General features: G+C 57.6%; 24 protein-coding genes. 11 read left to right on the forward strand and 13 right to left on the reverse strand.

What is annotated here, in order from left to right:
* Window positions 1-41: 41 nt before the first annotated feature.
* From KUL77_RS01165 to KUL77_RS01175, 3 genes are all read right to left on the reverse strand, one after another.
* A complete protein-coding gene (locus tag KUL77_RS01165; protein WP_297142492.1) occupies window positions 42-575 on the reverse strand; it encodes a peroxiredoxin in 534 nt (177 codons plus the stop codon).
* Between the two features lie 14 nt (window positions 576-589).
* Window positions 590-1,828, reverse strand: coding sequence for a hypothetical protein (locus KUL77_RS01170; protein WP_297142493.1), 1,239 nt, complete (start codon window positions 1,826-1,828; stop codon window positions 590-592).
* Window positions 1,829-1,940: 112 nt separating this feature from the next.
* Entirely contained in the window at window positions 1,941-4,097 is a 2,157-nt protein-coding gene (locus KUL77_RS01175; protein ID WP_297142495.1) for a beta-N-acetylhexosaminidase, read from the reverse strand.
* 179 nt (window positions 4,098-4,276) lie between these two features.
* Here KUL77_RS01175 and KUL77_RS01180 point away from each other — a divergent pair, with 179 nt between their 5' ends.
* Together KUL77_RS01180 and KUL77_RS01185 are read left to right on the forward strand one after the other, a co-directional pair.
* A complete protein-coding gene (locus tag KUL77_RS01180; protein ID WP_297142497.1) occupies window positions 4,277-5,980 on the forward strand; it encodes a M1 family metallopeptidase in 1,704 nt (567 codons plus the stop codon).
* A gap of 229 nt (window positions 5,981-6,209) precedes the next feature.
* The gene (locus KUL77_RS01185) at window positions 6,210-6,836 is read left to right on the forward strand and encodes a TetR/AcrR family transcriptional regulator (RefSeq protein ID WP_297142500.1); all 627 of its coding nucleotides are present in this window, start codon (window positions 6,210-6,212) and stop codon (window positions 6,834-6,836) included.
* Between the two features lie 4 nt (window positions 6,837-6,840).
* Here the strand turns inward: KUL77_RS01185 and KUL77_RS01190 are convergent, their stop codons facing one another.
* The 3 genes from KUL77_RS01190 to KUL77_RS01200 all read right to left on the reverse strand — a co-directional run bounded on the left by KUL77_RS01190 (window position 6,841) and on the right by KUL77_RS01200 (window position 8,994).
* Window positions 6,841-7,830, reverse strand: coding sequence for a restriction endonuclease (locus tag KUL77_RS01190; RefSeq protein ID WP_297142503.1), 990 nt, complete (start codon window positions 7,828-7,830; stop codon window positions 6,841-6,843).
* Window positions 7,831-7,903: 73 nt separating this feature from the next.
* Window positions 7,904-8,101: a phasin family protein gene (locus tag KUL77_RS01195; RefSeq protein WP_297142505.1), complete on the reverse strand. Its 198-nt coding sequence runs from the start codon at window positions 8,099-8,101 to the stop codon at window positions 7,904-7,906.
* 104 nt (window positions 8,102-8,205) lie between these two features.
* Window positions 8,206-8,994 carry an FHA domain-containing protein gene (locus tag KUL77_RS01200; RefSeq protein WP_297142508.1) on the reverse strand — a complete coding sequence of 263 codons (789 nt, stop codon included), beginning with the start codon at window positions 8,992-8,994 and terminating at the stop codon, window positions 8,206-8,208.
* Window positions 8,995-9,091: 97 nt separating this feature from the next.
* Here KUL77_RS01200 and KUL77_RS01205 point away from each other — a divergent pair, with 97 nt between their 5' ends.
* The 5 genes from KUL77_RS01205 to aroA all read left to right on the forward strand — a co-directional run bounded on the left by KUL77_RS01205 (window position 9,092) and on the right by aroA (window position 14,145).
* Window positions 9,092-9,364 (forward strand): polyhydroxyalkanoic acid system family protein, encoded by a 273-nt coding sequence (locus KUL77_RS01205; protein ID WP_297142510.1) that lies wholly within the window; start codon window positions 9,092-9,094, stop codon window positions 9,362-9,364.
* 120 nt (window positions 9,365-9,484) lie between these two features.
* Complete coding sequence (gene serC, locus KUL77_RS01210) at window positions 9,485-10,570, forward strand: 3-phosphoserine/phosphohydroxythreonine transaminase (protein WP_297142513.1); 1,086 nt, start codon at window positions 9,485-9,487, stop codon at window positions 10,568-10,570.
* Entirely contained in the window at window positions 10,563-11,714 is a 1,152-nt protein-coding gene (pheA, locus tag KUL77_RS01215) for a prephenate dehydratase (protein WP_297142516.1), read from the forward strand. Before serC ends, pheA begins: the two co-directional genes overlap by 8 nt.
* Window positions 11,711-12,838, forward strand: coding sequence for a histidinol-phosphate transaminase (hisC, locus tag KUL77_RS01220; RefSeq protein WP_297142518.1), 1,128 nt, complete (start codon window positions 11,711-11,713; stop codon window positions 12,836-12,838). The genes pheA and hisC overlap by 4 nt, the downstream gene beginning before the upstream one ends.
* Window positions 12,835-14,145, forward strand: a complete 1,311-nt coding sequence (gene aroA / locus KUL77_RS01225; RefSeq protein WP_297142521.1) for a 3-phosphoshikimate 1-carboxyvinyltransferase — start codon at window positions 12,835-12,837, stop codon at window positions 14,143-14,145. The genes hisC and aroA overlap by 4 nt, the downstream gene beginning before the upstream one ends.
* Window positions 14,146-14,197: 52 nt before the next feature.
* Here the strand turns inward: aroA and KUL77_RS01230 are convergent, their stop codons facing one another.
* From KUL77_RS01230 to KUL77_RS01250, 5 genes are read right to left on the reverse strand one after another with little or no spacing between them, the layout of a single operon-like run.
* Window positions 14,198-14,869: a DUF2884 family protein gene (locus KUL77_RS01230; protein ID WP_297142525.1), complete on the reverse strand. Its 672-nt coding sequence runs from the start codon at window positions 14,867-14,869 to the stop codon at window positions 14,198-14,200.
* Window positions 14,870-14,899: 30 nt separating this feature from the next.
* The gene (locus KUL77_RS01235; RefSeq protein ID WP_297142528.1) at window positions 14,900-15,949 is read right to left on the reverse strand and encodes a hypothetical protein; all 1,050 of its coding nucleotides are present in this window, start codon (window positions 15,947-15,949) and stop codon (window positions 14,900-14,902) included.
* Window positions 15,946-16,821 carry an ABC transporter ATP-binding protein gene (locus KUL77_RS01240; RefSeq protein WP_297142529.1) on the reverse strand — a complete coding sequence of 292 codons (876 nt, stop codon included), beginning with the start codon at window positions 16,819-16,821 and terminating at the stop codon, window positions 15,946-15,948. Before KUL77_RS01240 ends, KUL77_RS01235 begins: the two co-directional genes overlap by 4 nt.
* The gene (locus KUL77_RS01245) at window positions 16,818-17,189 is read right to left on the reverse strand and encodes a GntR family transcriptional regulator (RefSeq protein WP_297142532.1); all 372 of its coding nucleotides are present in this window, start codon (window positions 17,187-17,189) and stop codon (window positions 16,818-16,820) included. The genes KUL77_RS01240 and KUL77_RS01245 overlap by 4 nt, the downstream gene beginning before the upstream one ends.
* A 4-nt stretch (window positions 17,190-17,193) precedes the next feature.
* Window positions 17,194-17,430: a hypothetical protein gene (locus tag KUL77_RS01250; RefSeq protein WP_297142533.1), complete on the reverse strand. Its 237-nt coding sequence runs from the start codon at window positions 17,428-17,430 to the stop codon at window positions 17,194-17,196.
* Window positions 17,431-17,616: 186 nt separating this feature from the next.
* On the opposite strand from KUL77_RS01250, the gene KUL77_RS01255 reads away from it, so the two are divergent.
* The 4 genes from KUL77_RS01255 to KUL77_RS01270 all read left to right on the forward strand — a co-directional run bounded on the left by KUL77_RS01255 (window position 17,617) and on the right by KUL77_RS01270 (window position 20,303).
* Window positions 17,617-18,534: an FKBP-type peptidyl-prolyl cis-trans isomerase gene (locus KUL77_RS01255; protein ID WP_297142536.1), complete on the forward strand. Its 918-nt coding sequence runs from the start codon at window positions 17,617-17,619 to the stop codon at window positions 18,532-18,534.
* Between the two features lie 112 nt (window positions 18,535-18,646).
* Window positions 18,647-19,378, forward strand: coding sequence for an FKBP-type peptidyl-prolyl cis-trans isomerase (locus tag KUL77_RS01260; RefSeq protein ID WP_297142538.1), 732 nt, complete (start codon window positions 18,647-18,649; stop codon window positions 19,376-19,378).
* Window positions 19,379-19,443: 65 nt separating this feature from the next.
* On the forward strand, window positions 19,444-19,671 hold the full coding sequence (locus KUL77_RS01265) for a SlyX family protein (RefSeq protein ID WP_297142540.1): 228 nt from the start codon (window positions 19,444-19,446) through the stop codon (window positions 19,669-19,671).
* A 14-nt stretch (window positions 19,672-19,685) separates the two neighbouring features.
* Complete coding sequence (locus KUL77_RS01270; RefSeq protein WP_343231524.1) at window positions 19,686-20,303, forward strand: DUF2058 family protein; 618 nt, start codon at window positions 19,686-19,688, stop codon at window positions 20,301-20,303.
* Window positions 20,304-20,371: 68 nt separating this feature from the next.
* On the opposite strand, the gene KUL77_RS01275 is transcribed toward KUL77_RS01270, so the two are convergent.
* Window positions 20,372-22,051 (reverse strand): AMP-binding protein, encoded by a 1,680-nt coding sequence (locus tag KUL77_RS01275; protein WP_297142543.1) that lies wholly within the window; start codon window positions 22,049-22,051, stop codon window positions 20,372-20,374.
* A gap of 122 nt (window positions 22,052-22,173) precedes the next feature.
* Complete coding sequence (acnA, locus tag KUL77_RS01280) at window positions 22,174-24,927, reverse strand: aconitate hydratase AcnA (protein WP_297142546.1); 2,754 nt, start codon at window positions 24,925-24,927, stop codon at window positions 22,174-22,176.
* Window positions 24,928-25,006: the final 79 nt, after the last annotated feature.

Consider the following 25,006-nt stretch of genomic DNA (forward strand, 5'->3'; position numbering starts at 1 on the left):
CGAGCCGCCTTCCTCCATGCACTGGGGGAAGGCGGTACGTTTTATTTTTTGCTGCGCTCAGGCAGTGCATCCAGCGTTTGTTTGACGTGTTGGTACGGAACCATTGAGTCGAATACAAACAAGACTTTTCCGTCTTGACCGATCACGAACGAAGTGCGGCTGGCGAGATCGGATTTCAGCGCCATCGTAGCGTCGTAGGTTTTCGCAATCTTGGCTCCTTGGTCGGCGGCAACCGGGAACTTTCCGGCGCATTTTTCCGTATCTTTAGAAAACTCCGCGAGGCGGTCGATATTGCCGGCGGTGATGCCAACCACACTCGCGCCTTTGGCTTTGAAACGGTCGATGGCCTGCGAAAACGCAGCCGCCTCGGCATTGCAGCCGGGAGTAAAGGCGGCAGGGAAGAAATACAGCACCACCGGGCCTTGCTTCAGCGCCGCGTGCAGGTCAAAGGTGAATGGTTCACCCGCCAAATACGCCGGAGCTGTGAAAGCGGGTGCTGGCGTGCCTGGTTTAATTGCGGCGAACGCGCTGGTGGAAAAAGCCAGAGCGAGTACTGAAGCAAGCAAGCGACGCATGGCGAAACTCCTTTTTACAGAATGGTGAATGCCAAAATCATGCTGACGATGGCGGGCAAGATCACTGCACCATCGCGATCATAGCGACCGTACTGTGTGCGCCCAAAATAACCATCACGGTAACCGCGTTCAAAGCCTTGACGGAAGTAGTACTGATAGTCGCTCATGCTGACGTAATAGCCTGGGTACCCGTAGGTGCCGTCGATGTAACCATAGTTGCCGCGGTAGTCGAAGCGCCAGCGGTCATCGCGGTCGGCGCGCCCGGCGTACCAACCTTCGCGATAACCATCTTGAATGGCTTGCTGCAGCATTTGTGCGCCGTAGCTGTTGGTTGAATACCAACGCCCGCCGTAGCTATAACGGTAGTTGTACGGGGTGTAGAAGAACGGATCGTTGTAGTAGTCGTAGCGATAGGCATTCCAGCGCTGCTGCGAAGCAAGCCAACGCCGCCAGTAGTCTTGCTGGTAGCGGTGTTGCGCGTGGCGACGTGCTTGTTCAACGTGATGCTGATAGCGGTTCCAATCGTTATGACGCCGCGACTCATCACGCTGCCACTGGTTGTGTTGGTGGCGCTGTTGATCGATGCGGCGCTGCTGGTCACGCTGTGAAATTCGGTCGCCGGGCTGTTGTGGGCGCCAGTCTTCATGCTGGCCGGGGCGTGGTCGGTCAGGGCGTTGGTTGTCAGGACGGTCTGGGCGCTGGTTGCCGGGGCGCTGATTATCTGGGCGCTGATAGTTGGGGCGGTCTGGGCGACTATTGGGCCAGTGCTGCTGCGCTTCCCGTTCTCTAACCTGCGAGATCACGCTGCCCACCGCACTGCTGGGGGGCGGGTTGGGGGCCGTTGCACCCGGGCGGCGGTTGTCATTGTGACGCTGCTCACTGGGCGGCTGCGGCGATGCGGGCTGCTGCCAGGGCCTCTGGCTGGAGAACTGGCCGGGATTACGGCGCGGCTCTTCTGACTGTTGACGGTCGAGCTGGCGACGCGCCATTTCGCCCCAGTTTTCTCGGCGTTGATCGTCGCTGCTGCGCGGCTCGCGTTCGCGGATGGATGGCCGCTCAGCGGCTACCCGCGGGCGCTCTTCCGAAGCATTATTGCGACGGCGTTCTGCGCGTAATTGCTGAAGCTCTTGATCTTGTGGCTCTGCGCCGCGGGCAGGGCTGGGGGATGCCGCGGCGGGAAGCGCGAGGCTCAATGCCACGAGGCCGCTGAAAACAGCGGTGCTCAGCGTATGGACGACAGGAAAACCGTTCATCGTTGCTCTCCAAGTGGCGCAACCCATTCGCGCCCCGTGTATGCAGTAAGCCGCTTTGTCAATGAATCGTTGCTGAGATTATCGGGTATGGGCGACGGTTGCTGGCATTTGTTCAGTTTTCTGGTGCGGGCGGTGTGTGTGGATGCAGGCTAATTCGATCCAAAACCCACATAGCAGGCCGGGTGTCGCCGCTAAACCGGATACACAAATCACTTGTTTGGCTCGGTGTTTGCGTCAGCGGCGCGCTAACAGTGATAAACCCATCGGCATCCGCTGCGGCTGGCAGTGGGGCCGTTGCGAGAATGGGGCCGCTGCAGCTATCTAGCCGAATATCCAGCTCACCATATGCGGTTTTTGCAGGCAGAAACACGCGCTTGCTTTCTTCATCTCCCAACTGAAATAAATAAGGCAAACGGCCAGCACGCACTTGGATTGAAGTAATGCCCTGCAGCGGCGCGAGTTTCCAAAGCCAGCAGGGCTCAAAAATAGCGACATTAAACAGTGCGCGCGCGCCTTGCGGCGGGCCATCGTCTTCCATACGCAGAACCGGGCCTTCCGCATTGCATACCGAGAGCTGTGCATTGCTGCGTGTAAGCAGGGAGGCTTGGGTTAATTCAAGAACTTGTGGGGAGGTGAGCGGTGTTCCGTTGGCAAACGTCGCCAGTTCAAGTGCAGCGGGGTAGTGCAGGTCTAATGGTGATTGATACGCTGTCCATGCGTTGCTGCGGCCTTCGCGGTAGTAAACCGGATAGCCTGTTGGGTTTTGTAACGTAACAAGTACGCGTTGTTGCGGCAGTAACGTGGTTTCTGTCAATACTTCAAACGGCGTTTTGGCATAGCCAATGCCTAGCTCACGATAGCGTTGCAGCAGCGTTGGCAGCCGCTGTAGAAAACCGTCGTAATTTTTATTAGAAGCCGGTGTCCAGCCCACTTCAGCCACTGCGGCAAGTCGTGGAAAGCTGTTGTGCTCGACCCCTGCAAACGTGCGCGTATCGCCCGTCCACATATTGGCCTGCAGGCCAAGGATATGTCCGCGCAAAGAGGTGTCCAGCGCTTCTGGAACAGGTTCGAATGCGTAAACGCTAGCCAATGGGACAAGTTTCGGGCGTCCAGCAGGTTCATTAGGCGATGCGGTTTGCAGGTAGTCCAGATACATGGCCGAGGTGGGCGACATAATGACGTCGTGGCCTTGCCGCGCGGCTTCAAACCCGCCTTCGGTGCCGCGCCAAGACATAACCGTTGCGCTGGCAGGCAGGCCGCCTTCAAGAATTTCGTCCCAACCGATCAGACGTTTACCGTGCTGCTCAAGCATCGTCTCAAGGCGTTTGATAAACCAGCTTTGTAGTTGCGCTTCGTTTTGAATGCCAAGTGTGCGCATTTGTGCCTGTATGCGCGGCGATGCCTTCCACTGTGTTTTCACCGCCTCATCGCCACCGATGTGGATATACGGCGCCGGGAAAAGTTCGGCAACTTCAGTGAGGACATCGGCTAGGAATGCAAATGTGCTGTCTTCAATATTGAACAAATTATTGTGAATGCCGCGCTGGTTCGATACCGGAATAGCGCGCCCTTCGATGCCTAACTGAGGATAGGCGGCAATCGCCGCTGTGGCGTGTCCGGGAAGGTCGATCTCAGGAACCACCATAATGTTTCGCTGCGCGGCGTAGTGCACGATCTCGCGAATCTGCGCTTGGCTGTAGAACATGCCTAGGCCACCAACGGCGGTGAGTTTTGGGTATTTACGGATCTGGACGCGCCAGCCTTGGTCGTCGGTGAGGTGCCAGTGGAAGACGTTGAGCTTGTGAATGGCCATCGCATCCAGCAGACGCTTAATGTCGCTTACCGATTGAAAGTTGCGTGCCGAATCCAGCATGTAGCCGCGCCAGCGAAAGCGTGGTGCATCTTCAATCTGCAGTTGCGGGAGGTGCATAACGGAACCTTGGCGCGGCCCCGCAGCAGCCAGTTGCCAGAGCGATACCGCACCGTAGAACAAGCCCTGTACGTGACTGGCGCTCACCTCAACACGGTCGCTGCTGATGTGAATGCGATAGCCTTCAGCTGGAAGCGTAGAGTCGGCGGAAAGAAGGTTGAACTGGATAGCCGGCGCTGCTGAAGGCAAGGCCGTTGTGTGCAGTGATATCCCGCTTGAGCGCTGCAGCAGGGCCGTGAAGTAGTCGGCGGCCCATCGCGCGGCTTGATCTTGATAGATCACCGGCGTCTTCGGCGAGGTGGCAAACGTCCCCGTTTCTAAGTGCACCTGGGACGGCATTGGGATGAGCGGAAGCACGGGTTGGCCCACTGCAGACGTTTGCGCAGAAGCGCTAGCCGAAACTGCGAAAAGTAAGAGGCTAAACAGTATGTGCAAAAAAGGCTGCGTCATTGGTAAGTGCGTGCGTTAATCTTCACGCCAACCTTAGCAAAGCTGCTGCCGATATTTGAGGAGCCACCATGTTTTTTCGCAAAACGCTACTTGCAACCGGGCTTGCGGTGCTGAGCTGCGCCGCTTACGCGGAGCAGCCAGAGCTTACTGCAACCACCGCCGCCACAGGCCTGCCGCGCGCCCCGGAGCAATTGGCAACCACCATCACGCTGGCTGATTTGTCGTTCAAAGTGGACCCATCTGTGCAGCGTTTACAGGGTGATGCCACGCTGAAGCTGCGCTTTAGTCAGCCTGTAGCCGCACTGGTGGTTGATTTAGATCGCAACTACACCATTGAAGCTGTCACCGTTGATGGCCAGCCTGCTGCTTGGGAAAACCCCGAAGGGCGCATGCGTGTCGCATTAAAACAGCCGCTCCCCGCAGGCGCGCAGGCCATATTGCGTATTCGCTACGCGGGGCATCCGCATGTGGCTAAAAAAGCGCCTTGGGATGGCGGCATAGTCTGGGCAAACACGCCTGATCGCCTGCCATGGGTCGCCACGGCCGTGCAGGGCGAAGGCTGCGATCTGCTGTGGCCCTGCATCGATCACCCAATGGGTAAGCCGCTAGAAGTGGTGCAGCACATCACCGTGCCAGCGCCATTAGTGGCGGCTAGTAATGGGGTGGAGTTGGGCGTGCAGGAAAAAGATGGCTGGCGTACCTACAGCTGGCGTGCGAAGCAACCCGACACCTACGCCATTGCACTGAATATCGGCCCGTACGAGGTCTTGAAGGGCGACTATAAAAGCCGCTACGGCAATACCATTCCACTGCGGTTTTGGTATTTGCAGGGGAATAAAGAGAAGGCGGAGGGGCTCTTTGCTGAGTTTTCGCCCATGTTGGATTTCTTCGAGGAAGTCATCGGCCCCTATCCGTTTGCCGACGAAAAAATGGGCGTAGTCGAAACACCGCATCTAGGCATGGAACATCAGACCATCAATGCCTACGGAAATGGCTACAAGAAAGCCGAAACCGGCTACGACTGGCTGCTGCAGCATGAGTTTGCCCACGAATGGTTTGGCAACCAGCTCACCAATGTGGATTGGGACGATTTCTGGCTGCATGAAGGGTTTGGCACCTATATGCAGCCGCTGTATCTGCAGTGGCTGCGCGGTGATATGGAATACATGGCGGCGCTAATGAAGATGCGCCAAGTGCTGATGCTGCGCCACCCCATCGTAACGGGGCATAGCATGGTAGAAAAGGACGTCTCCGATGCGTCGCGCGGGCCGGGTAACGACGTGTATTACAAAGGCGCGCTCATGCTGCATACGCTGCGTGGCTTAGTGGGCGATGCCGCGTTTTTTCAAACAACGCGTGAGCTGGTGTATGGCACAGATAAGCCATTGCCGGGGCATTTTAAGCCGCGCTACGCTTCCACCAATGACTTTATCACGCTATTGAACCGGATCACGGGAAAAGACTACCGCTGGTTTTTTGACGTGTATCTGCGCTCGATCAAGCTGCCAGCACTTGAGGCAACGCGCAGTGGGAATACGTTGCAGTTGCGCTGGAACACCGAAGGCAATAAACCGTTCCCCATGCCGGTACAGGTACGTGTTGGTCAGCGTGTTGTGGATGTGCCCATGAGCGGCGGACAGGGGCAAGTGGCGATAGCAGCGAACGAGAGCTTTACGCTTGACCCGCATTCCAAGGTGCTACGTGATTTGCCGTATATCGCGGCGTACCAGCAGGATATGGCGGAGCGGGCTAAAGCTGCAGAGAAAAGATGAGTTTGTGGGGGCATATCGAAGCTAGCCCTATGCCATGCGACACGCCGTAAATACATCCATGTAGGCTCCTCGGCGGCATCCCTGCCGCCGAAGGTCGCACGGCATAGGGCTAGCTCCGATTGCGCAAACAATACGTGAGCGTATTGACCCGCGGACAGCAGCGTGATGAGATGATGGACTAAAGATGATCGACCTTGTTAAGAAACTTACGGCCTGAGTGAGCTAACGCATGGCAAGACAAACTCGGCAGCGGATATTGGAAGCATCACTGGTGATGTTCAATGCCCAAGGCGAGCCGAACGTCACAACGAATCATATTGCCGATGAGCTGGAGATCAGCCCGGGCAATCTGTATTACCACTTTCGCAATAAAGACGACATCATAGAGCAGCTATTTGCAGGCTACGAGGCGCGGATGGATGTTGCGCTCACTGCCCCAGAGGGGCGTTTGCCGGGGCTTGAAGATATTTGGTTGCAGTTGCATCAAGTATTTGAATGCATCTGGGACTACCGCTTCTTATATCGCGATCTGGTCAATATCTTGAGCCGAAACCGCCGTATTCGGCTGCGATTTGCGCGTATCTTGAAGCGTGCCGATGAGCGAGCGCATACGGTTATGCGCGGCCTTGTGCAAGCGGGCATCATGCGCGCTTCGGCAGATGAAGTGCACGCCGCAGCAACCAATGTGCTGGTGATCGCCACATTTTGGATGAACTATGCCGCGGCCCGCGGAGATAAAGACGAGCAGGTGTCTATTCGTGCGGGGATTGTGCAGGTGATGATGTCGGTGGCGCCCTTTCTACGCGACGCCGAGCGCGTGCACCTTAATACGTTAACACGCGCTTATATCGACTGATGACTTAGTAAGTGCGGCACTGCTTAAAGCGCACCGGCTTCTGGCTACCTGCCGGGGGCTGCAGTTGAATGCGTGAAGAGGCAAGCTCTGGATAACGTTCCAAGAGCGGGCAGATATCGCTGATGGGGTCTGTGGTCTCAGAAGACAGGTACACCAACAAGGTGGACTGGGTGGACCACAGCGCGCGGCTGACACCAAACAAGGTGGAAATTGCGTTGGCCGTTTCGCGGCGGCGGGTCTCAAGTTCAGCCGCGTCGCTAGGGACTGCGGCTGCGGCTGCAGCGACTTCTACCTTTTGTGCAGCCTGCTTCTGAGCAACCTGCTGCTGAGCAACCTGGGGTGCGGGCGGTGGCATGTCATTGGGGGTTGAGTCTGCGGGCGTACCCATCATGCCAATGCCCCATACAAGTAGGCCAGCAACGGCTGCGCCCAGCCAGGCAACAGCCAGTGATTTATGGGGAACGGCTGGCGTTTGTGCAACCGGTGGCGGGATGGGGGCGTCGGGCTGCGGCACATAGGGGCGCACTTCCGGCCACAGCGTTTCACCGTCGATCAGCTCGATGTTTTGCTCGCGCGCAAACTTTACAGCGCTATCTTCAAAGCGGCCGGGTGTTACAACAAGGATGTGCTCGGCCCCACGCAGTTTGGCCGACTGCGGAAGAACCAATAGCGCCGACGAATCCACCACGGCTAATGTGCCGTATTTGCACGAAAGCAAGGTGCGTTCGTCGTGGCGCTCCAGCAGCATGTCGCTGCCGTCGGTAGGGATGCCATCGGCGGGCAAGCCGTCTTCGTTCACCGGCTTATAGCCACGCGCGTGCATCGCCTGCAACAGCAGTTTGGCAAATTCACGCCAGTGCAGTTTGCCAAGTTGTTCGGCATTGCGCTGGGGCACTTGTGGAGCCAGCTCAGTGCTTGCTTTTTGGCGCAACCAAACGGATAAACCGATGCCGGTAAGGGCGAAAATAACGAAGGCGATTAAGGACAGGCTCATACATCTCAAAACGCTGAATGCGAGGCGCAATCATACCGCTTTGCGCTGAAATTGAGATGAGGGGCACAGAAAATTATTCACCTGCAGGTTTGGCCGGGGGCTTGGCTTTTTTACGTCTGGTGGGTTTCAGCGAACGCCCGTCGCGCACCAATTTCTCAAATAATTTGCTGCCCTCAGCCTGCGCGCGACTAAACGCCCCAAGGCTGGAGAGCCAAATCTGCTGCGCCGCTTCGGTGATGGACTTGTTGTTGGTTTTTTTCAACTTAGCCATGCGTGCGCTTCTCGCGTCAGGTGGACGCCCTCCTTGGTCGGTGGGGGAAGCATCGTGGTTTGCGCTAGAGCATTCACACCAGCGCGCGCTGTGGAGAGTGGCGCTTAATGCGCGCCAAATACCAGCAGCAGGGCTAGGGCAGAGGCGAGCAAGAGGGCGGTGGCCAAAAGCCACGAAGCACGCTGCGCGCCGGTTTGCTTGGCCGTTACGGCTGTTTTTGCTGTGGACTGTGCGGCCGCTTCGGGCGATATGGGGGGCGTTTGTACCGCGCTTGGCAACGAGCCTTCTAATACAAACCGGTGAAGACGTGAAAATACCAACTGGTCGCCGGGGTGCAAGATGGCTTCGCGCACTGGGCGGCCATTGAGCTGCACGCCGCCAGCGGTGCTATGCAGGAGTGCTTGCCCGTTGTGGATTGAGATTGTGGCGTGACGCGGTGCAATAGCCTCGCCTTCAATACGCAGCGTTGCTTCTGCCGCGCTTCCAACGACACAGGGGCGCTGTAGGCAAAAACTGCGGCCGTGGTATGGGCCGCTGACGCCGCGCAAAATAAGGCGTGGGCAGACACCGGCAAACGGGGGGGCAAGTTCGCCGTTAGGCGCACGGTTGTCGGTGGGTGAATAAAGCAGCACATGATGGCTGCCAATATGCAGATTATCGCCAGCGCGCAGCATGACGAGCTTTTGCACCGGCCTGCCATTGACGTGCACGCCAACGCCTTCGGCCACGGCCATCCAGACGCCACGGCGGTCATTGCAGAATTGAATTAGCCACGGGGCGCCCGCTTCAACAGGCACCAACGCACCGGCTTGGCTGCCAAGCGAAAGCATGCCAAGGGCCAGCGGCAGATCGGGCTGTTGAGGGTTATGGAAATGCAGACGCAGGTCACTCATTGCAGGGCAATCTAGCACGTTGCGGCAAAGATTCCAGACTGGTCGTAATGCTTTTCACGCGGCAAAATGCGCAAGACTTCATTTTGGCCACCTGCCCATGTCTCGCATTGACATCCGTCACCCGCACACTCTTTCGAAAGCTGATGCACGCAGTGCGATTGAAGAGGTGGCGCAAAAGCTTAAGACTAAATTCGAAATGGATTATGGCTGGAGCGGTGATATATTGAATTTTTCGCGTTCTGGTATCGACGGGCATATTGAGCTGGGTGAAAAAGACCTGCACGTGTCCGCCAAATTGGGTTTTCTTGCCGCGATGTTCAAGGACCCGATTGAAGCCGAGATCAAGCGTGTGCTGAAAGAGAAGTTCTAAGGCGCGTTCTTTGATTTTTTCCTAATGCCAAAGCGTTATGGAAAGTTTCTTTGGCAACAGGCGTTCCAAACTTGCTGCGCTGCGGCATACTGAGAGGATTCATTCCTTGGAGTTTGCCCGATGTCGCGCGCCTTCAACTTTAGCCCCGGCCCCGCCACATTGCCGGAAGCGGTACTGCGCCGCGCGCAGGCCGAGATGCTGGAGTACGGCAATACAGGCGCATCGATTCTGGAGATCAGCCATCGGGGTGCGGATTTTATCGCCGTCGCCCAGCGTGCCGAGGCCGACCTGCGCACGCTGCTGAGCATTCCCGATGACTACGCGGTGCTGTTCACTTCGGGCGGCGCCACCACGGTGCAGGCGCTGTTGCCTCTGAATTTCGCCGCGCCGGGGCAGGCCTGCGACTATGTGGTGAGCGGGCACTGGGGCAAAACCGCAATCAAACAAGCGGCGCACTGCGTGGATGCGCGCACGGTGGCAAGCTCTGAAGCAGGTGGTTTTCGCGATGTGCCAGCGCGCGAAACGTGGCAGCTTTCCAACGATGCGGCGTATGTGCACGTGACGGCGAACGAAACCATTCACGGTGTGGAATGGCAGCCGATTCCCGAGGCAGGCAACGCCCCGCTAGTGGCCGACTTTAGCTCGTCGATTGCCTCCGAGCCACTGGATATTTCGAAGTTCGGTATTGTGTATGCCGGGGCGCAGAAGAACCTTGGACCGGTGGGTATCACCGTTGTCATCGTGCGCCGCGATCTACTTGAGCGTGCAGGGCAGCCGCGCGCGCCAATTTTCGACTACCGCGCGCACGCCGCCGCTGGGTCGATGCTCAATACTCCGCCAAGCTGGAACTGGTATGTGCTGGGCCTGACGGTCAAGTGGATGTTGGACGAAGGCGGGGTGGAAGAATTTGCGCGGCGCAATGCGGCCAAGGCAAAGCTGCTGTATTCCGCCATCGACAATTCAGGCGGGTTCTATCGCAATGAAGTGGCGGTGGGCACACGTTCGCGTATGAACGTGCCGTTCTTTTTACATGACCCCGCACTTGATGCCCTGTTCTTAAGCGAAGCCAAAGAAGCCGGTTTGGTGGCATTAAAAGGCCACCGCGTACTTGGTGGAATGCGCGTTTCTATTTACAACGCAATGCCGGAAGCGGGTGTGCAAACGCTGACGACATTCATGCAGGAGTTCCAAAAAGCCCATGGCTAAGAAAAACGAAACCAGCAAAAAAGCAGCGGCCAAGGCCGTGTCGAAGCCTGCGGCACATGAGCCAGCAAAGCCTGATTTAAGTGCAGTGCGCGAGCAGATCGACGGCATCGATCAACAAATTCAGAACCTGATCGCCGAGCGTGCTCGCTGGGCGCATCAGGTGGGCAAGGCCAAGGGCAAGCTGGCCGCAGCCGTGGATTATTACCGCCCCGAGCGCGAGGCGCAGGTGCTGCGTCGGGTGGTGGATCGCAACGACGGCCCGCTGGCCGATGAAGTGCTGGTGCGCCTGTTTCGCGAGGTGATGTCGGCCTGTTTAGCGCAGCAAGAACCGCTGAAAATTGGCTTCTTAGGGCCGGAAGGCACCTTTAGTCAGCAGGCTGTACACAAGCATTTCGGCCATTCGGCGCACGGCCTTCCACTGGCAAGTATCGAAGAAGTGTTCCAAGAAGTAGCCTGTGGCAACGCCGATTTTGGTGTGGTGCCGGTGGAAAATTCTGGGCAGGGCACCATTCAAGTGACCTTGGATATGTTCCTTACCTCGCCGCTGCGTATTTGCGGTGAAGTAGAGTTGCGTGTGCACCAATACTTGCTTTCGCGCAGTGGGCATTTGGAAGACGTGGAGCGCATCTTCGGCCATCCGCAGTCGCTGGCACAGACGGCTGGCTGGCTGCGCACCAATCTTCCGCGTGTTGAAAAAATTCCGGTGTCGAGTAATGCCGAAGGTGCGCGCCGTGCGCGCAATTCTGACGACGCGGCCGCCATTGCCGGTGAAGCGGCGGGCTTGGTGTATGGGCTTAAGCGTGTCGCTGGGCCGATCGAGGACCGCAGCGATAACACCACGCGCTTCCTTGTAATTGGCCGACAGCCGTTCCCGCCGTCGGGTAACGACCGCACTTCGCTGCTGGTATTCATCCGTGACCGTCCCGGCGCACTGTACGGTGTGCTGGAGCCGCTAGCGCGGCGTGGGATTAGTATGAACCGCATCGAGTCGCGCCCCGAGCACGGCCACAAATGGCAGTACGCTTTCTTTATCGACGTGGCCGGTCATTGTGACGAATCGCCCCTGAAAGACGCGCTGGAAGAAATTGGCGGGCTGGGCGACGAAGTACGCGTGCTGGGCTCCTACCCGGTGGCGATTGCATGATCGATTTTGTTGCACTTGCCAGCGTAGGCATTCGCGGCTTGCGTGCGTATGACCCCGGCCACGATCTGGTGGCGCTGCGGCGTATGGCGCCACCGGGGGGCTTGGTAGAGCTGGGCTCTAACGAAAGTCCGTATGGGGCCAGCCCCAAGGCCAAGCAGGCCATTGCGGCTGTGCTTGACGGTATCCATATCTATCCCGATCCGTTGGGCGGTGACCTCAAACGGGCCTTGGCGCAGCAGCATGGTGTGCACACAGCGCAGATTCTGCTGGGCAATGGTTCGCACGAACTGCTGATGCAGTTTGCGCAAGTGTTTGCGGGTGCGGGCGATGAAGTGGTGGCGTCGCAATACGGGTTTGCGGTCTATGCACTGGCCGCGCAGGCGGCGGGTGCAACACTGCGACTTGCGCCCGCATTGCCCAAAGATCACGCGATGCCGCGTGGGCATGATCTGGACGCGCTGCTCGCGGCAATCACGCCGCATACCAAATTGCTGTATCTGGCTAACCCGAATAATCCCACCGGTACTTGGTATGGTCGCGAGGCGTTTGCGGCGTTCCTTGCACAAGTACCCAGCCATGTTTTGGTGGTGGTGGACGAGGCCTATGCTGAATTTGTGGATGCGCCGGACTATGCCAGCGCGCTCGGCCTGCTGTCGCAGTACCCCAATCTAATTGTTACCCACACCTTCAGCAAAGCCTATGCCCTCGCTGGCCTGCGGGTGGGGTATGCCATCGCGCATGCAGAGTGCATCGCGGTGATGGAGCGGGTGCGCGAGAGCTTTAATGTCAACGCGCTTGGGCTGGCTGCTGCCGAAGCAGCGCTAGGTGATACGGCCTATCTCGCGCAGACGGTGGCGGCCAATGCGGTACAGCGACAGGTCTTGGCAAGTGCGCTGCGCGCGCGCGGCTTGACGGTTTCTCCATCGCAAACCAATTTTCTACTGGTTGAGTTTGGTGCGCGCACCGCTGCAATTGAGGCAGCACTGGTGGCGCGCGGGGTGATCCTGCGGCCGATGGGCGGCTACGGTTTGGGTGAGTGTCTGCGCATCACGGTGGGAACAGAAACAGAAAATACGCGCCTGCTGGCAGCGCTGGATGAGATTCTGGAGAAGGGACGGGCATGAGTTCGATGGATTGGTGCGCCACCAAAGCGCGTGCATCGCTGCAAGGGACATTGGCGATCCCTGGCGATAAATCGGTGTCGCATCGCTCGGTGATGTTTGCTGCGTTAGCCGATGGTGTGTCCACGATTGATGGATTTTTGGAGGGCGAAGACACCCGTGCCACGGCTGCAATTTTCAGCCAGCTTGGTGTGCGTATCGAAACCCCGTCGGCCTCGCAGAGGATCGTGCATGGTGTGGGCGTCGATGGCCTCAAGGCTTCCAGCAAGTTTCTGGATTGCGGCAATGCCGGAACCGGCATGCGCCTGCTGGCGGGGCTGCTCGCCGCGCAGAAATTTGATTCGGTGCTGGTCGGCGATGCCTCTCTGAGCAAGCGGCCGATGCGCCGCGTAACAGGGCCGCTGGAAAAAATGGGCGCACGCATCGATACCGATGAAGGCGGCGTGCCGCCGCTGCGCATCCATGGCGGGCAGACACTGACGGGCGTGGACGTCACCTTGGAAGTAGCCAGCGCACAGGTGAAATCCGCGCTTCTGTTGGCAGGCTTATATGCCCAGGGTGAAACCGTGGTGCGCGAGCCGCACCCAACCCGTGATTACACCGAGCGCATGCTTGCTGCGTTTGGCGTGGATATTGAATTTTCCCCAGGCTATGCGCGTTTGCGCGGTGGCCAGCGCCTTGCGGCGACCAATGTTGCAGTCCCGGCAGACTTTTCTTCAGCCGCGTTCTTTCTTGTCGCCGCCAGTATTGTGCCCGGTTCCGAGTTGCGGCTTACACAGGTGGGCTTAAATCCGCGCCGTACCGGCCTGCTGCAGGCGCTACGGATGATGGGCGCGGACATTCGTGAAGAGAATGCGGGCATGCATGGCGGTGAGCCCGTGGCCGATTTGCTGGTGCGCTATGCGCCGCTGCGTGGAATCGAGGTGCCCGAAGCGCTGGTGCCAGACATGATCGACGAGTTCCCGGCGCTGTTTATCGCAGCGGCCTGCGCCGATGGCCCCACCGTGGTGCGCGGTGCGGCCGAACTGCGGGTGAAAGAATCCGACCGCCTCGGCGTGATGGCCGCTGGCCTGCGCACGCTAGGGCTTGTGGTTGACGAAACCCCAGACGGGGCCACCATCCATCCAGGACAGTTGCAGGGCGGCGAGATCGAAAGCCACCACGACCATCGCATCGCTATGGCTTTCGCCGTGGCTGGGCAGGGCGCCAGTGGTGAGGTGCATATACGCAATGTCGATACCGTGGCCACCTCGTTCCCCGGTTTCGATAGCCTCGCACGCGACGCGGGGTTTGGGTTGGTCGAAGGCTAACAAATAGCACCCCGAAGGGTGCTTTTTGTACAGGCTAGGTGAACCGGTAGGTTTATTGGCTCATCACCGCTGCGCCTTTATCTTTGCTGTCTTTGTAGCAGTCATCAATATCCGCTTGGGTCATGCTGGCGTAGGGTTTGAACGCGGGTAGGGTGGTGGCCAGCGCTTGTTGGCTGGCCATCATTGCAGGAAGACGGGTGCAGAGTTTCCGCGCTTCGGCCTCAATTTTCTCGCCCTCAGCTTCCATCTTGGCCTCAAACTCTTTGGCTCCCTTTTCGCCGCCAAAGATCGCACCGGCAACGCCGGAGAGGGCCTTATCAGCCAGTCCCACACCTTGGCTGCCGATGGCCATGCCCGCTTCGGCAATGTCGATGATTTGCCCGCGATACGCCAGCAGTTGTTGGCGCTGATCGGCGGTCAGTGGTGCCGCTTTGCCTGCAATCAGAAGATCGCCTTGCGGGGTAATTTCAGCCTTAGGCAAGTTCTTCGTATTGTGGCCAATGTCTTTGCCATTGATCGTGACATGCGGGCCATTGCCAATGTCGATATTGCCTTTGGCCATCTCTTCGCGAGCTTTCGCAAAAGCTTTGTCCACTTGTTTTCCAATAAAGCCTTTGGCGGGTGCGTTATCAGCGGGCGCTGCGGGCGGCGGGGCGTTATTGCTGCAGGCCAGCAGTGGGAAGGCGATCAAGCAGGCCAGTGCGGAATGACGAATGCTGTTCATATGCTTTTCCTAAGAGAGAAAAATTAAGTCTCAACCTTCATCGCGCCAGCGACGCAGTTGCATCGCGCCGATCAGCATCGCCACCCCGGCGGCAGCACCGATCCACAGTTGCGGGGACAGCAGGACGGTGTACATGCCTTGTACGATGGTGAGGGTGCTGGGAATGCCGTTGCCATTGAAGCTAGAAAGATCGGCTAGCTGCATCCAAGTGCCAGGGAATACGCCGCCAAGCAAGTGCGCGACGATGTTTTTCCAGAACCAGTTGCTTTCAATATTGAAAATGCTGAGTAGATCAAACCAGCTGATAAAGACACCGGCAAATACGGGCAGGGCGACGGCCCACAAAAAGGGCTTGCTCTTGGCCCACACCGAGCACAGCATCAGCCAACCCACACTTGGTAGCGCCCACAGCGCATAGATCGGTAGCGCAGCAACTAAGACACTTGCATTGGCCAAGAGACTGCTTGGGTTCCAGAGTAAGGTGAACGGGTTGCCGTGGTGGATCAACACAAACACGCTGAGAATAAGCAAGAAGGCCAGCATGCAGACGATACCGATCGCCGTTGCAATGACCGGGGCAACAATGAGCGCGCTGATGGCTTTGGACAGTACCGTGTCACGATCGGAAATGGGCAGCGATTTCCAAAACAGCACACTGCGGGTTTGCCGCTCGTCGTACAGGCTGGCGAGGCAGTAGAAAAACACGACAAAGCCCAGCGCCAAGAGTGGCCAAATCATTGCGCTGGCCGCGCTCATGCTGATGCCTGCAGCGAGTTTTTCCATATCGCCGCTACTCATTTGCGCCGTGATGGCATTGAGGTCGAGGCCGTTGACCATCACCTCGCCGTTAATTTTGAAATTACCAAACGAGGCCTTGCGCGCCGCAAATTCAGCGGTGATCAACCCAAGTAGGGTGAACAGCAGCGAGATACCGGCGGCCCAGATGGGGGCCCAGAAGAAACCGCCTTTGTGCTCCCAGTATTCGCGCTTCAGCAGTAGCTTCAGCTTGGCGGTTGGATGTGTGCTGTGGGGTGCAGGCTGGGTGGCACCATTGCCCGCCGAGTCAAGAATGGCGTTCATGCGTAGGTTCCTTTCATGGTGGCAACAAACAGATCCGCGATGCTGGGAGTGCGGGTTTCACCCAATGCTGCAAGCTGTTCGGCGTTTGCGCCGTCAAACAGCATCACCGTTTTACCAAATGGCAGGCTGCGTTCGTCGATAGGCTGAAGTGCGCGTGCGGCATCGAGCTTGTCGGCATTGACGAGCACTTCGCAGTAGCGTTCGCCAAGGGTATCCATGGCGGCACTGAGCGAAATTTTACCGCCGCGTATGAACATCACATCGGTGAGGATGTGTTCCACCTCTTCCACCTGATGGGTGGTGATGAGGATGGTTTTTTCGTCATCAAAATAGTCTTCTAGTAGACGCTGGTAGAACTGTTTGCGATACAGAATATCGAGGCCAAGGGTAGGTTCGTCCAAGACCAGAAGGCGGGCATCGATGGCCATCACCAGCGCCAAATGCAGTTGCACGATCATGCCTTTGGACATTTCACGCACTTTCATTGTGGGCTTGAGCTGGGTGCCTTCTAAAAAGCGCTGGCAGCGTGCGGCATCAAAGCGCGGGTGCACACCCGCCACAAATTCAATGGCTTGTGCCACCGTGATCCAGCGCGGCAGCACCGCCACGTCAGCAATAAAGCAAACGTCATTCATCAGCGCATCGCGCTGGGTGCGTGGGTCTTTGCCGAGTATCTTTAGGTCGCCGTCAAATGGAATTAGGCCGAGAATGGCTTTGAGCGCGGTGGTTTTGCCCGCACCATTTGGCCCGATCAGGCCAACGATACGGCCCGCAGGGATATCGAAGGTGGTGTTGTCCAGCGCCAACGTGTTTTTGTAGCTCTTGCGCAAGCCTTTGGCGGACACAAGGATGGTGTTTGAGTCAGTGCTCATTTCGCCCCCCATTTATTCTTGGGATCAAGGAGTTCGTCGATGGTCAGGCCTAGGCGCTGGATGCGTTCCAACATCTGCGGCCATTCTTCGGTTAAAAAGCGCTCGCGTTCGCTGCTTAATAACCGCGCATTTGCACCGTCTGTTACAAACATGCCTAAGCCTCTGCGTTTTTCGACCAGCTGCTCGTCCACCAATTCTTGGTAGGCGCGCGACACGGTGATGGGGTTGAGTTGATATTCCGCAGCCACTTGCCGCACTGAAGGCAGCGCGTCGCCGGGTTTGAGGGCTCCGTCTAGCATCATGGCAACAACGCGTTCCTTGAGCTGACGGTAAATTGGAGCGCCATCGCTCCATTCAACGGCAGTCATATGATTAGCTCCGGGGAGAGAATGAGAAAAATGGGATGCGGATGGACTGGTGCACTGCACGCTTAACGGCGCGCGCCGAGGCTTCCGCGTTTTCGGCGGTGGATTCAGCGTGGCGGAGTGCCGAAAGTTCGGCGGCTTCCGTTGATAACGAGGCGGCCGATGAGGACACCAGCAATAGAGTTGCCAAGACGGCTCCGCTCGATAACAGTGCGGTGAGGGAGTTGTGGAGCTTGCGGTTCATGAGGAACTCCTGCTCTGGGTGTTTGGTGTTGTAGGCAACTATAACACTAGAAAATTGCGTGTCAAGCAAAAATTGCCCCAACTAATGGCAGGGGGTAAAGGATTGCTCAGCGCGGCATCTGCACCGACAATAGGCGGTCTCGTTGCGATGGCATCGCAGCAATAACCAAGCCAACTGGAGAGCACCTTGATCAAGTTGTCCGTGCGCGTGCTGGGTGTCTTATTGGCATCGGTTTTCACGCTTCAATATGCGGTTGCGCAAGACGCGGCTCCAAGCAGTGAGCGTGACAAAGTGGGCTATATGCTGGGCTTGGATGCTGGCCGCGCAGTGGGGCCGGGCTATCCCGAGCTTGATTTGGCCGCTTTTCAACGCGCGGTTGAGTCAACGTTAAATGGCGATGCGCCGCTGCTCTCAATTGAAGACGCGCGAAAAACCAGCCAAGCGCTCATGGCCAACATCATTGCGCGCAGTAGCGGCAAACCAGGCGCGGCGCTGGATCGTGAAAAGGCGGGGCTGCTGATGGGCACCACCACCGCACGAACCCTCATCAACGCCCGCGGACAGTTTGATATGCCCATGTTTATGCGCGGGCTAAAAGACGGCGCAGTTCCACCGAGTAAGCCGCTGATGGATGCCGCTGAAGTCGAGCAGGTGCGTGGTGCTCTTGCCGCGCGTCTGGCCACGGTGCAGGCCGATCAGCGCAAACAGCAGGGGGAAACGGCGCAGCAGGAAGAACAGGCGTTCTTCGCCAAAAACAAGCTGGTGAAAGGCGTGTTTACCACGCCAAGCGGGTTGCAGTACAGCGTGTTGCGGCAGGGCAATGGCGTGCGTCCCAAGCCGGGGCAGCGCGTGCGCGTGAACTATGTCGGCACCCTGCTTAACGGCAAAAAGTTTGATAGCTCGTATGATCGCGGCGAGCCTGCCGAGTTCAGCCTAGATCAGGTGATCAAAGGTTGGACTGAAGGCGTTGGCATGATGCCAATTGGTGCAAAATACCGCTTCTGGGTACCGGCGGCGCTGGGCTACGGTGAACGTGGCGCGGGCCGTGATATCCCCCCCAATGCCACATTGATGTTCGATGTGGAACTGTTAGGCGTGGAATAAGTCCAACAGAATTAACCTCACTAGCCGGTGTTTCAAAACCGGCCCTTTTCATGCTTTTTGGAGCCTTGTACACATGAAGTCGTTCGCCCGGACCACCCTTCTAGCATCTGCCATGATGCTGGCCCTTTCTGCCTGCAACGCGCAGCAGAAACCCGTTGATGTCTCGGCGACGGGCGCAGCAGCCGACAGCAGCAAGAAAGATATCGCTGGGCTTGCGAATGAAAAAGAGCAGGTGAGCTACACCATCGGCATGGCCATGGGTAAGCAGTTGGCCGACATCAAAGACGAGGTCAACTTGGACACAGTGCTGAAAGCCCTGAAGACCGAAATGAGCGGTGGCAAGGCACTGATCAGCGACGAACAAGCGCAGCAGATCATGCAGGAGTTTGGCCAGAAGATGCAGGCCAAGCAAATTGCCAAAATGATGGAAGCGGCCAAGGCTAACGAAGCGAAGGGCGAGAAGTTCTTGGCTGAAAACGGCAAGAAGGCTGGGGTTGTCACCACCGCATCGGGCTTGCAGTATCAAGTGCTGACCGAAGGCAAGGGCGCTAAGCCCGGTGCAGAAGACGGCGTGAAGGTGAACTACAAGGGCTCTCTGATCGACGGCACCGAGTTTGATAGTTCCTACAAGCGTGGCGAACCCGCCGTACTGCCGCTGAATGGCGTGATTCCGGGCTGGTCGGAAGGCCTGCAACTGATGCCGGTAGGCAGCAAGTTCAAGTTCTGGATTCCGGCAAAGCTGGCTTATGGCGAACAAGCCCCGCCGGTGATCGGCCCGAACCAAATGCTTGAGTTTGAAGTTGAGCTGCTGGAAATTGTGAAGAAGAAACCCGCCAGCAACTAATGGCATGATGAAGCCCGGGCGCGCCGCGCGTGCGCCCGGGCTTTGTTCGTTTGAGGAGTACGCCGATGCCCGCGCTTGAAGAAAAATTGATTGATCTTGAAGCACGACTCGCGTTTCAGGAACAAGCGCTACAAGAACTGAGCGATGCACTTGCTGCGGCCCGCAGCGAAGAGTCGCGCAACGCGCTCATGCTGCACCGCGCGTTAGAAGATTTGCGTCAGCTGCGCAGCGCGCTGGCGGCAAGCCCCATTACCGGTGATGCGGCCAGTGAGCCGCCGCCGCCGCACTACTGAGTGTTGAAGTTGCTATGAGTATTTCTCTTCGAGATCAAATGCTGGGTCTTGGCTTCAAAGACGCGCCAAAACCGCCGAAGCAGAAACCTGACGTCAAGCGAGAGCTGCAAAAGCGCGCGCCACAGCAGCGCAACGGCAAGCCCGCAGGAGCGGCGCATTACGCGCCGCGTAAACCGACGCATACGCCGAATAAACCGCGCACGCGTGAAGATATCGACCTTGCCAAGGCCTATGCGATTCGCGCGCAAAAGGAAAAAGACGAGCGTATCGAAGCTGAGCGTATCAAGCAGGAAGAGGCGCGGCTAAAGCGCGAAGCGAAAGCCAAGTTAGAAGCCTTCATGAAGGATAAGGCGCTGAATTCGGCAGAGGCCGAGCACGTTCGCCATTTTGAATATGGCGGCAAGATCAAGCGCGTCCACGTCACCGCAGAACAGCTAAAAGCACTCAATGCCGGAATATTAGGTGTGGTGCAAATGAACGGCCGTTACGTGCTGGTAGATGCGGCAACGCTGGCCGAGGTTGAGGTGATTTTTGCCCAAGCCATTGCGCTGAAGGTGGACCCTAATGCGCCCGCCGCAGATGATCCTTATTCGGACCCGCAGTACCAAGTGCCGGATGATTTAGTCTGGTAAACCACATCTGCTCATACATTTCAGGCCGCGTATGCGGCCTGAAGTATGTGTACTGAGATGTTTTTGGGTTAACTCATCTTCGGCGGATCGCGCAGCTCTTTGCGCAGAATCTTGCCTACGTTGCTCTTGGGAAGCTCAGTACGGAACTCGATCTGCTTCGGCCGCTTGTAGCCGGTGAGGTTTTCATGGCAGAACGCCTTTACCTGATCGGCGGTAAGGGCAGGGTCTTTCTTGACGATAAAGACCTTCACCGCCTCCCCGGATTTTTCGTCCGCAATACCAACTGCCGCAACTTCCAGCACACCCGGCATCATCGCGACCACGTCTTCCACTTCATTGGGATAGACGTTAAAGCCCGACACCAAGATCATGTCCTTCTTGCGGTCAACGATGTAGAAGTATCCCTTCTCATCCATCTTGGCCATATCGCCGGTGTGCAGCCAACCGTCGTGGTCAATGACTTTTTCGGTTTCTTCCGGGCGCTGCCAATAGCCCTTCATCACCTGCGGGCCTTTGACACAGAGCTCACCAATTTCGCCTACCGGCAGAATCACACCATCGTCGCTCTTGACGCAGACATCGGTAGAAGGCACCGGCAGGCCGATCGAGCCGTTGTAATCGGTAAGGTCTAACGGGTTGATACAGACAGCAGGCGAAGTTTCGGTAAGGCCGTAGGCTTCGGCCAACGTCACGCCGGTGGTTTTTTTCCATTTGTCGGCTACTGCACGCTGCACAGCCATGCCGCCGCCCAGCGTCATATGCAATTTGGAAAAATCTACTTCACTGAAACCAGGCGTGTTGAGCAAGCCGTTGAAGAGCGTGTTGACGCCGGTAATGGCGGTGAAGCGTGCGGATTTAATCTCCTTCACAAAACCGGGCATATCGCGCGGGTTGGTGATGAGTAGATTGGTGGCGCCAAACTTCATGAAGACAAGGCAGTTCGCCGTCAGTGCAAAGATGTGATACAGCGGCAACGCCGTCACAATGGTTTCTTCGCCGTACTTGATGTTCGTGCCAACCCATGCGGCGGCCTGTTGCATATTGGCCACCATATTGCGGTGGGTCAGCATGGCGCCTTTGGATACGCCGGTGGTGCCGCCGGTGTATTGCAAGAAGGCGAGGTCTTCCGGACTATTTTTGATGGACGGAAGTTTGTGTTTGCGGCCTAGTTCTAGCGTAGCGCGGAAGCGAATAGCGCCTTGAATGGTGTAGTCGGGCACCATTTTTTTGATGTACTTCAGTACGAACCCGACGATCGGCCCTTTCGGGAAGCCCAGCATATCGCCAAGACCGGTGGTGACGGCTTTGACCTGTGGCATTTCGTCTAGCACTTCTTGAGCGACGCTGCCGAAGTTGTCTAGAACAACCAACACGCGGGCACCAGAATCAACCAGCTGGTGCTTAAGCTCGCGCGCGGTGTACATCGGGTTGGTATTGACCACCGTCAGCCCTGCGCGCAAAACACCAAAAAGCGCGATCGGGTATTGCAGGCAGTTAGGCATCATGATCGCCACGCGATCGCCCTTCTTGAGCTTCATCTCACCTAGCAAATAGCCTGCAAACGCACGGCTGAGCTGGTCTAGCTCGCTATAGCTGATGCCTTTGCCCATGTTGATGAAGGCGATCTTCGTGCTGTACTTCGCTAGCGCCGCATCGAAGACGTCGGTGATCGACTTGAATTCATTCAAGTCAATATCAGCAGACACACCAGCCGGGTAATGGGCCAGCCAAGGACGATCAGAACTCATGCACTGCTCCCCTGCAGAGAATCGCCAGCGCGGCGTGCGCTGGCGTATGTTATTTCCGTTGATTTCAGCATAGCCTCACGCGTGTGGCAAGACAGCGACCACCCGCGTGAGGATAAGCCCAATCAATTGGCCTTTTTAGATGCCAATTGGCGCAGCACGTACTGCAAGATGCCGCCGTTGCGGTAGTACTCCACTTCCTTCGGCGTGAGCAGCAACACGTCGGCTTCAAAGGTTTTGCTACCACCCGTGGCGGCGGTGGCGGTGACCATCACATGCTTGGCCATGCCGTCTTTCAGCCCCACAATTTCATAGGTTTCGGTGCCATCAAGGCCAATGGACGCCGCATTTTCGCCATTCTTAAATTGCAGCGGCAGCACGCCCATGCCCACAAGATTGCTGCGGTGGATGCGCTCGAAACTTTCTGCGATCACCGCCTTGACGCCCAGCAGCAGGGTGCCCTTGGCCGCCCAGTCGCGGCTGGAGCCGGTGCCGTATTCCTTGCCTGCGATCACCACCAGCGGGGTGCCGTCGGCCTTGTACTTCATCGCTGCATCGTAGATGGACATCTTCTCTGGCGGGTTGCTGCCGAAATACAGCGTATTGCCGCCTTCTTCGCCACCGAAGAATTGATTTTTGATGCGGATATTGGCGAAGGTGCCGCGCACCATCACATCGTCGTTGCCACGGCGGCTGCCATAGCTGTTGAACTGCGCAGGCTGCACGCCACGGCCGATCAAATAACGGCCTGCGGGCGAATCTTTCTTGATGCTGCCTGCGGGTGAAATATGGTCGGTGGTGATGGAGTCACCGAACAGGCCCAGTACGCGCGCCCCTACGATGTCGTTGGAGTGGCCCACCGCCATCGTCATGCCTTCAAAGTACGGCGGGTTCTTGATGTAGGTGGAGGCGTCGCTCCATGCGTAGAGCTCGCCTTCGGGTGAGGCGATCGAATTCCAGCGGTCATCGCCCTTGAATACGTCGGCATAGTTTTGCTTGAACATATCCGGGCTGATGGTGTGGCTGATGGTTTCGGCAATTTCCTTGCTGGTGGGCCAGAGGTCTTTCAGGAATACCGGCTTGCCGTCGCTGCCGTTGCCCAGCGGCTCGGTGGTGAGGTCGATTTCGGTGCTACCAGCCAATGCGTAGGCCACCACCAGCGGCGGGCTGGCGAGGTAGTTCATCTTCACTTCGGCGTGGATGCGGCCTTCAAAGTTGCGGTTGCCGGAGAGCACCGACACTACACACAGATCGCCGGCGGCAACGCCTGCGCTGACTTCTACCGGCAGCGGGCCGGAGTTGCCGATACAGGTGGTGCAGCCGTAGCCCACGGTGAAAAAGCCGATTTTTTCGAGTTCTTTCTGCAGCCCGGCTTTTTCCAAATAGTCGGTAACCACGCGCGAACCGGGTGCCAGCGAGGTCTTGACCCACGGCTTGCGGGTAAGCCCTTTGGCTGCGGCGTTGCGTGCTAGAAGGCCGGCGGCCACCATCACTGCAGGGTTTGATGTATTGGTGCAGGAGGTGATGGCGGCGATCACCACAGCGCCGTCTTTAATACGCACCTGCTTGCCATCGATGGTGATATCGGCCTGACCTTTACCGATTTGTTCGTTGCCTACCGCTGCGCCACCCCCTTCGGCGATGAAGTCGGCGACATCGCTATTGCGCTGATCGCGCACGGCGGTGAGCTGTTCGATCACTTTGCGCGTGGAGGACTTCATATCGGTGAGCAATACGCGGTCTTGCGGGCGCTTGGGGCCTGCCAGTGAGGGCTGCACGGTGGCCATGTCCAGCTCCAGCGTGGAGCTGTACTGCGCGTGCGGACTGGTGGGGTCGTGCCAGAGGCCCTGCGCCTTGGCATAGGCTTCTACCAGTGCGATTTGTGCATCGCTGCGGCCCGATAGACGCAGGTAGTTCATCGACTCGGCGTCAATTGGGAAAATCGCGCAAGTCGCGCCGTATTCGGGCGACATATTGCCAATAGTGGCGCGGTCGGCCAGCGGTAGGTGCTGCAGGCCTTCACCATAGAATTCAACGAATTTACCGACTACGCCGTGCTGGCGCAGCATTTGTGCCACGGTTAGCACCAAGTCGGTGGCGGTAGCGCCTTCCGGTAGGCGTCCGGTGAGCTTGAAGCCCACCACTTGCGGGATCAGCATGGAGGAAGGCTGGCCCAGCATCGCGGCTTCGGCTTCAATGCCGCCCACGCCCCAGCCGAGGATGCCAATGCCATTAACCATGGTAGTGTGGCTGTCGGTACCGAACAGGGTGTCCGGGTAGGCCCACTGCTGGCCGTCTTTTTCCGAGGCCATCACCACGCGCGCCAAGTATTCCAAATTCACCTGATGCACGATGCCGGTATTGGGCGGAACGACTTTGAAGTTACCGAACGATTTCTGCCCCCAGCGCAGGAAGCTATAGCGCTCGCTATTGCGTTCAAATTCGATCTTGCCGTTCATGTCCAGCGCATCGGGGCGCGCAAACACATCTACCTGCACGGAGTGGTCAATCACCAGTTCCGATGGGATTTGCGGGTTGATTTGCTCCGGATTGCCGCCCAGTTTCACCACGGCATCGCGCATCGCGGCCAGATCGACCACGCAGGGCACACCGGTGAAGTCTTGCAAAATCACGCGTGCGGGCATGAAGGCGATTTCGGTTTCCGGCACATCCGTCGGTTTCCACTGCGCTACCGCCTGGATATGCGCAGGCAGCACGTTCACGCCATCCTCGTGCCGGAGCAGGTTCTCCAGCAAAATTTTCATCGAATAAGGCAGGTGGGAGATATCGAATTTTTTGCCCAATGCAGGCAGACTGTGGAAAACGTAATCCTTGCCGTTAACGCTGAGGCTGGATTGGGTGGAAAAAGAATTACCCATGAACTGGCTCCGAAGCGGTGAGGGGCCCACAGTGTGCAGGCAGCTGTGACATAGTCTTGCTGTTTCGATGTTAAATCGG

It is taken from the genome of Thermomonas sp. (assembly GCF_019104945.1).
Lineage (GTDB): Bacteria > Pseudomonadota > Gammaproteobacteria > Xanthomonadales > Xanthomonadaceae > Thermomonas.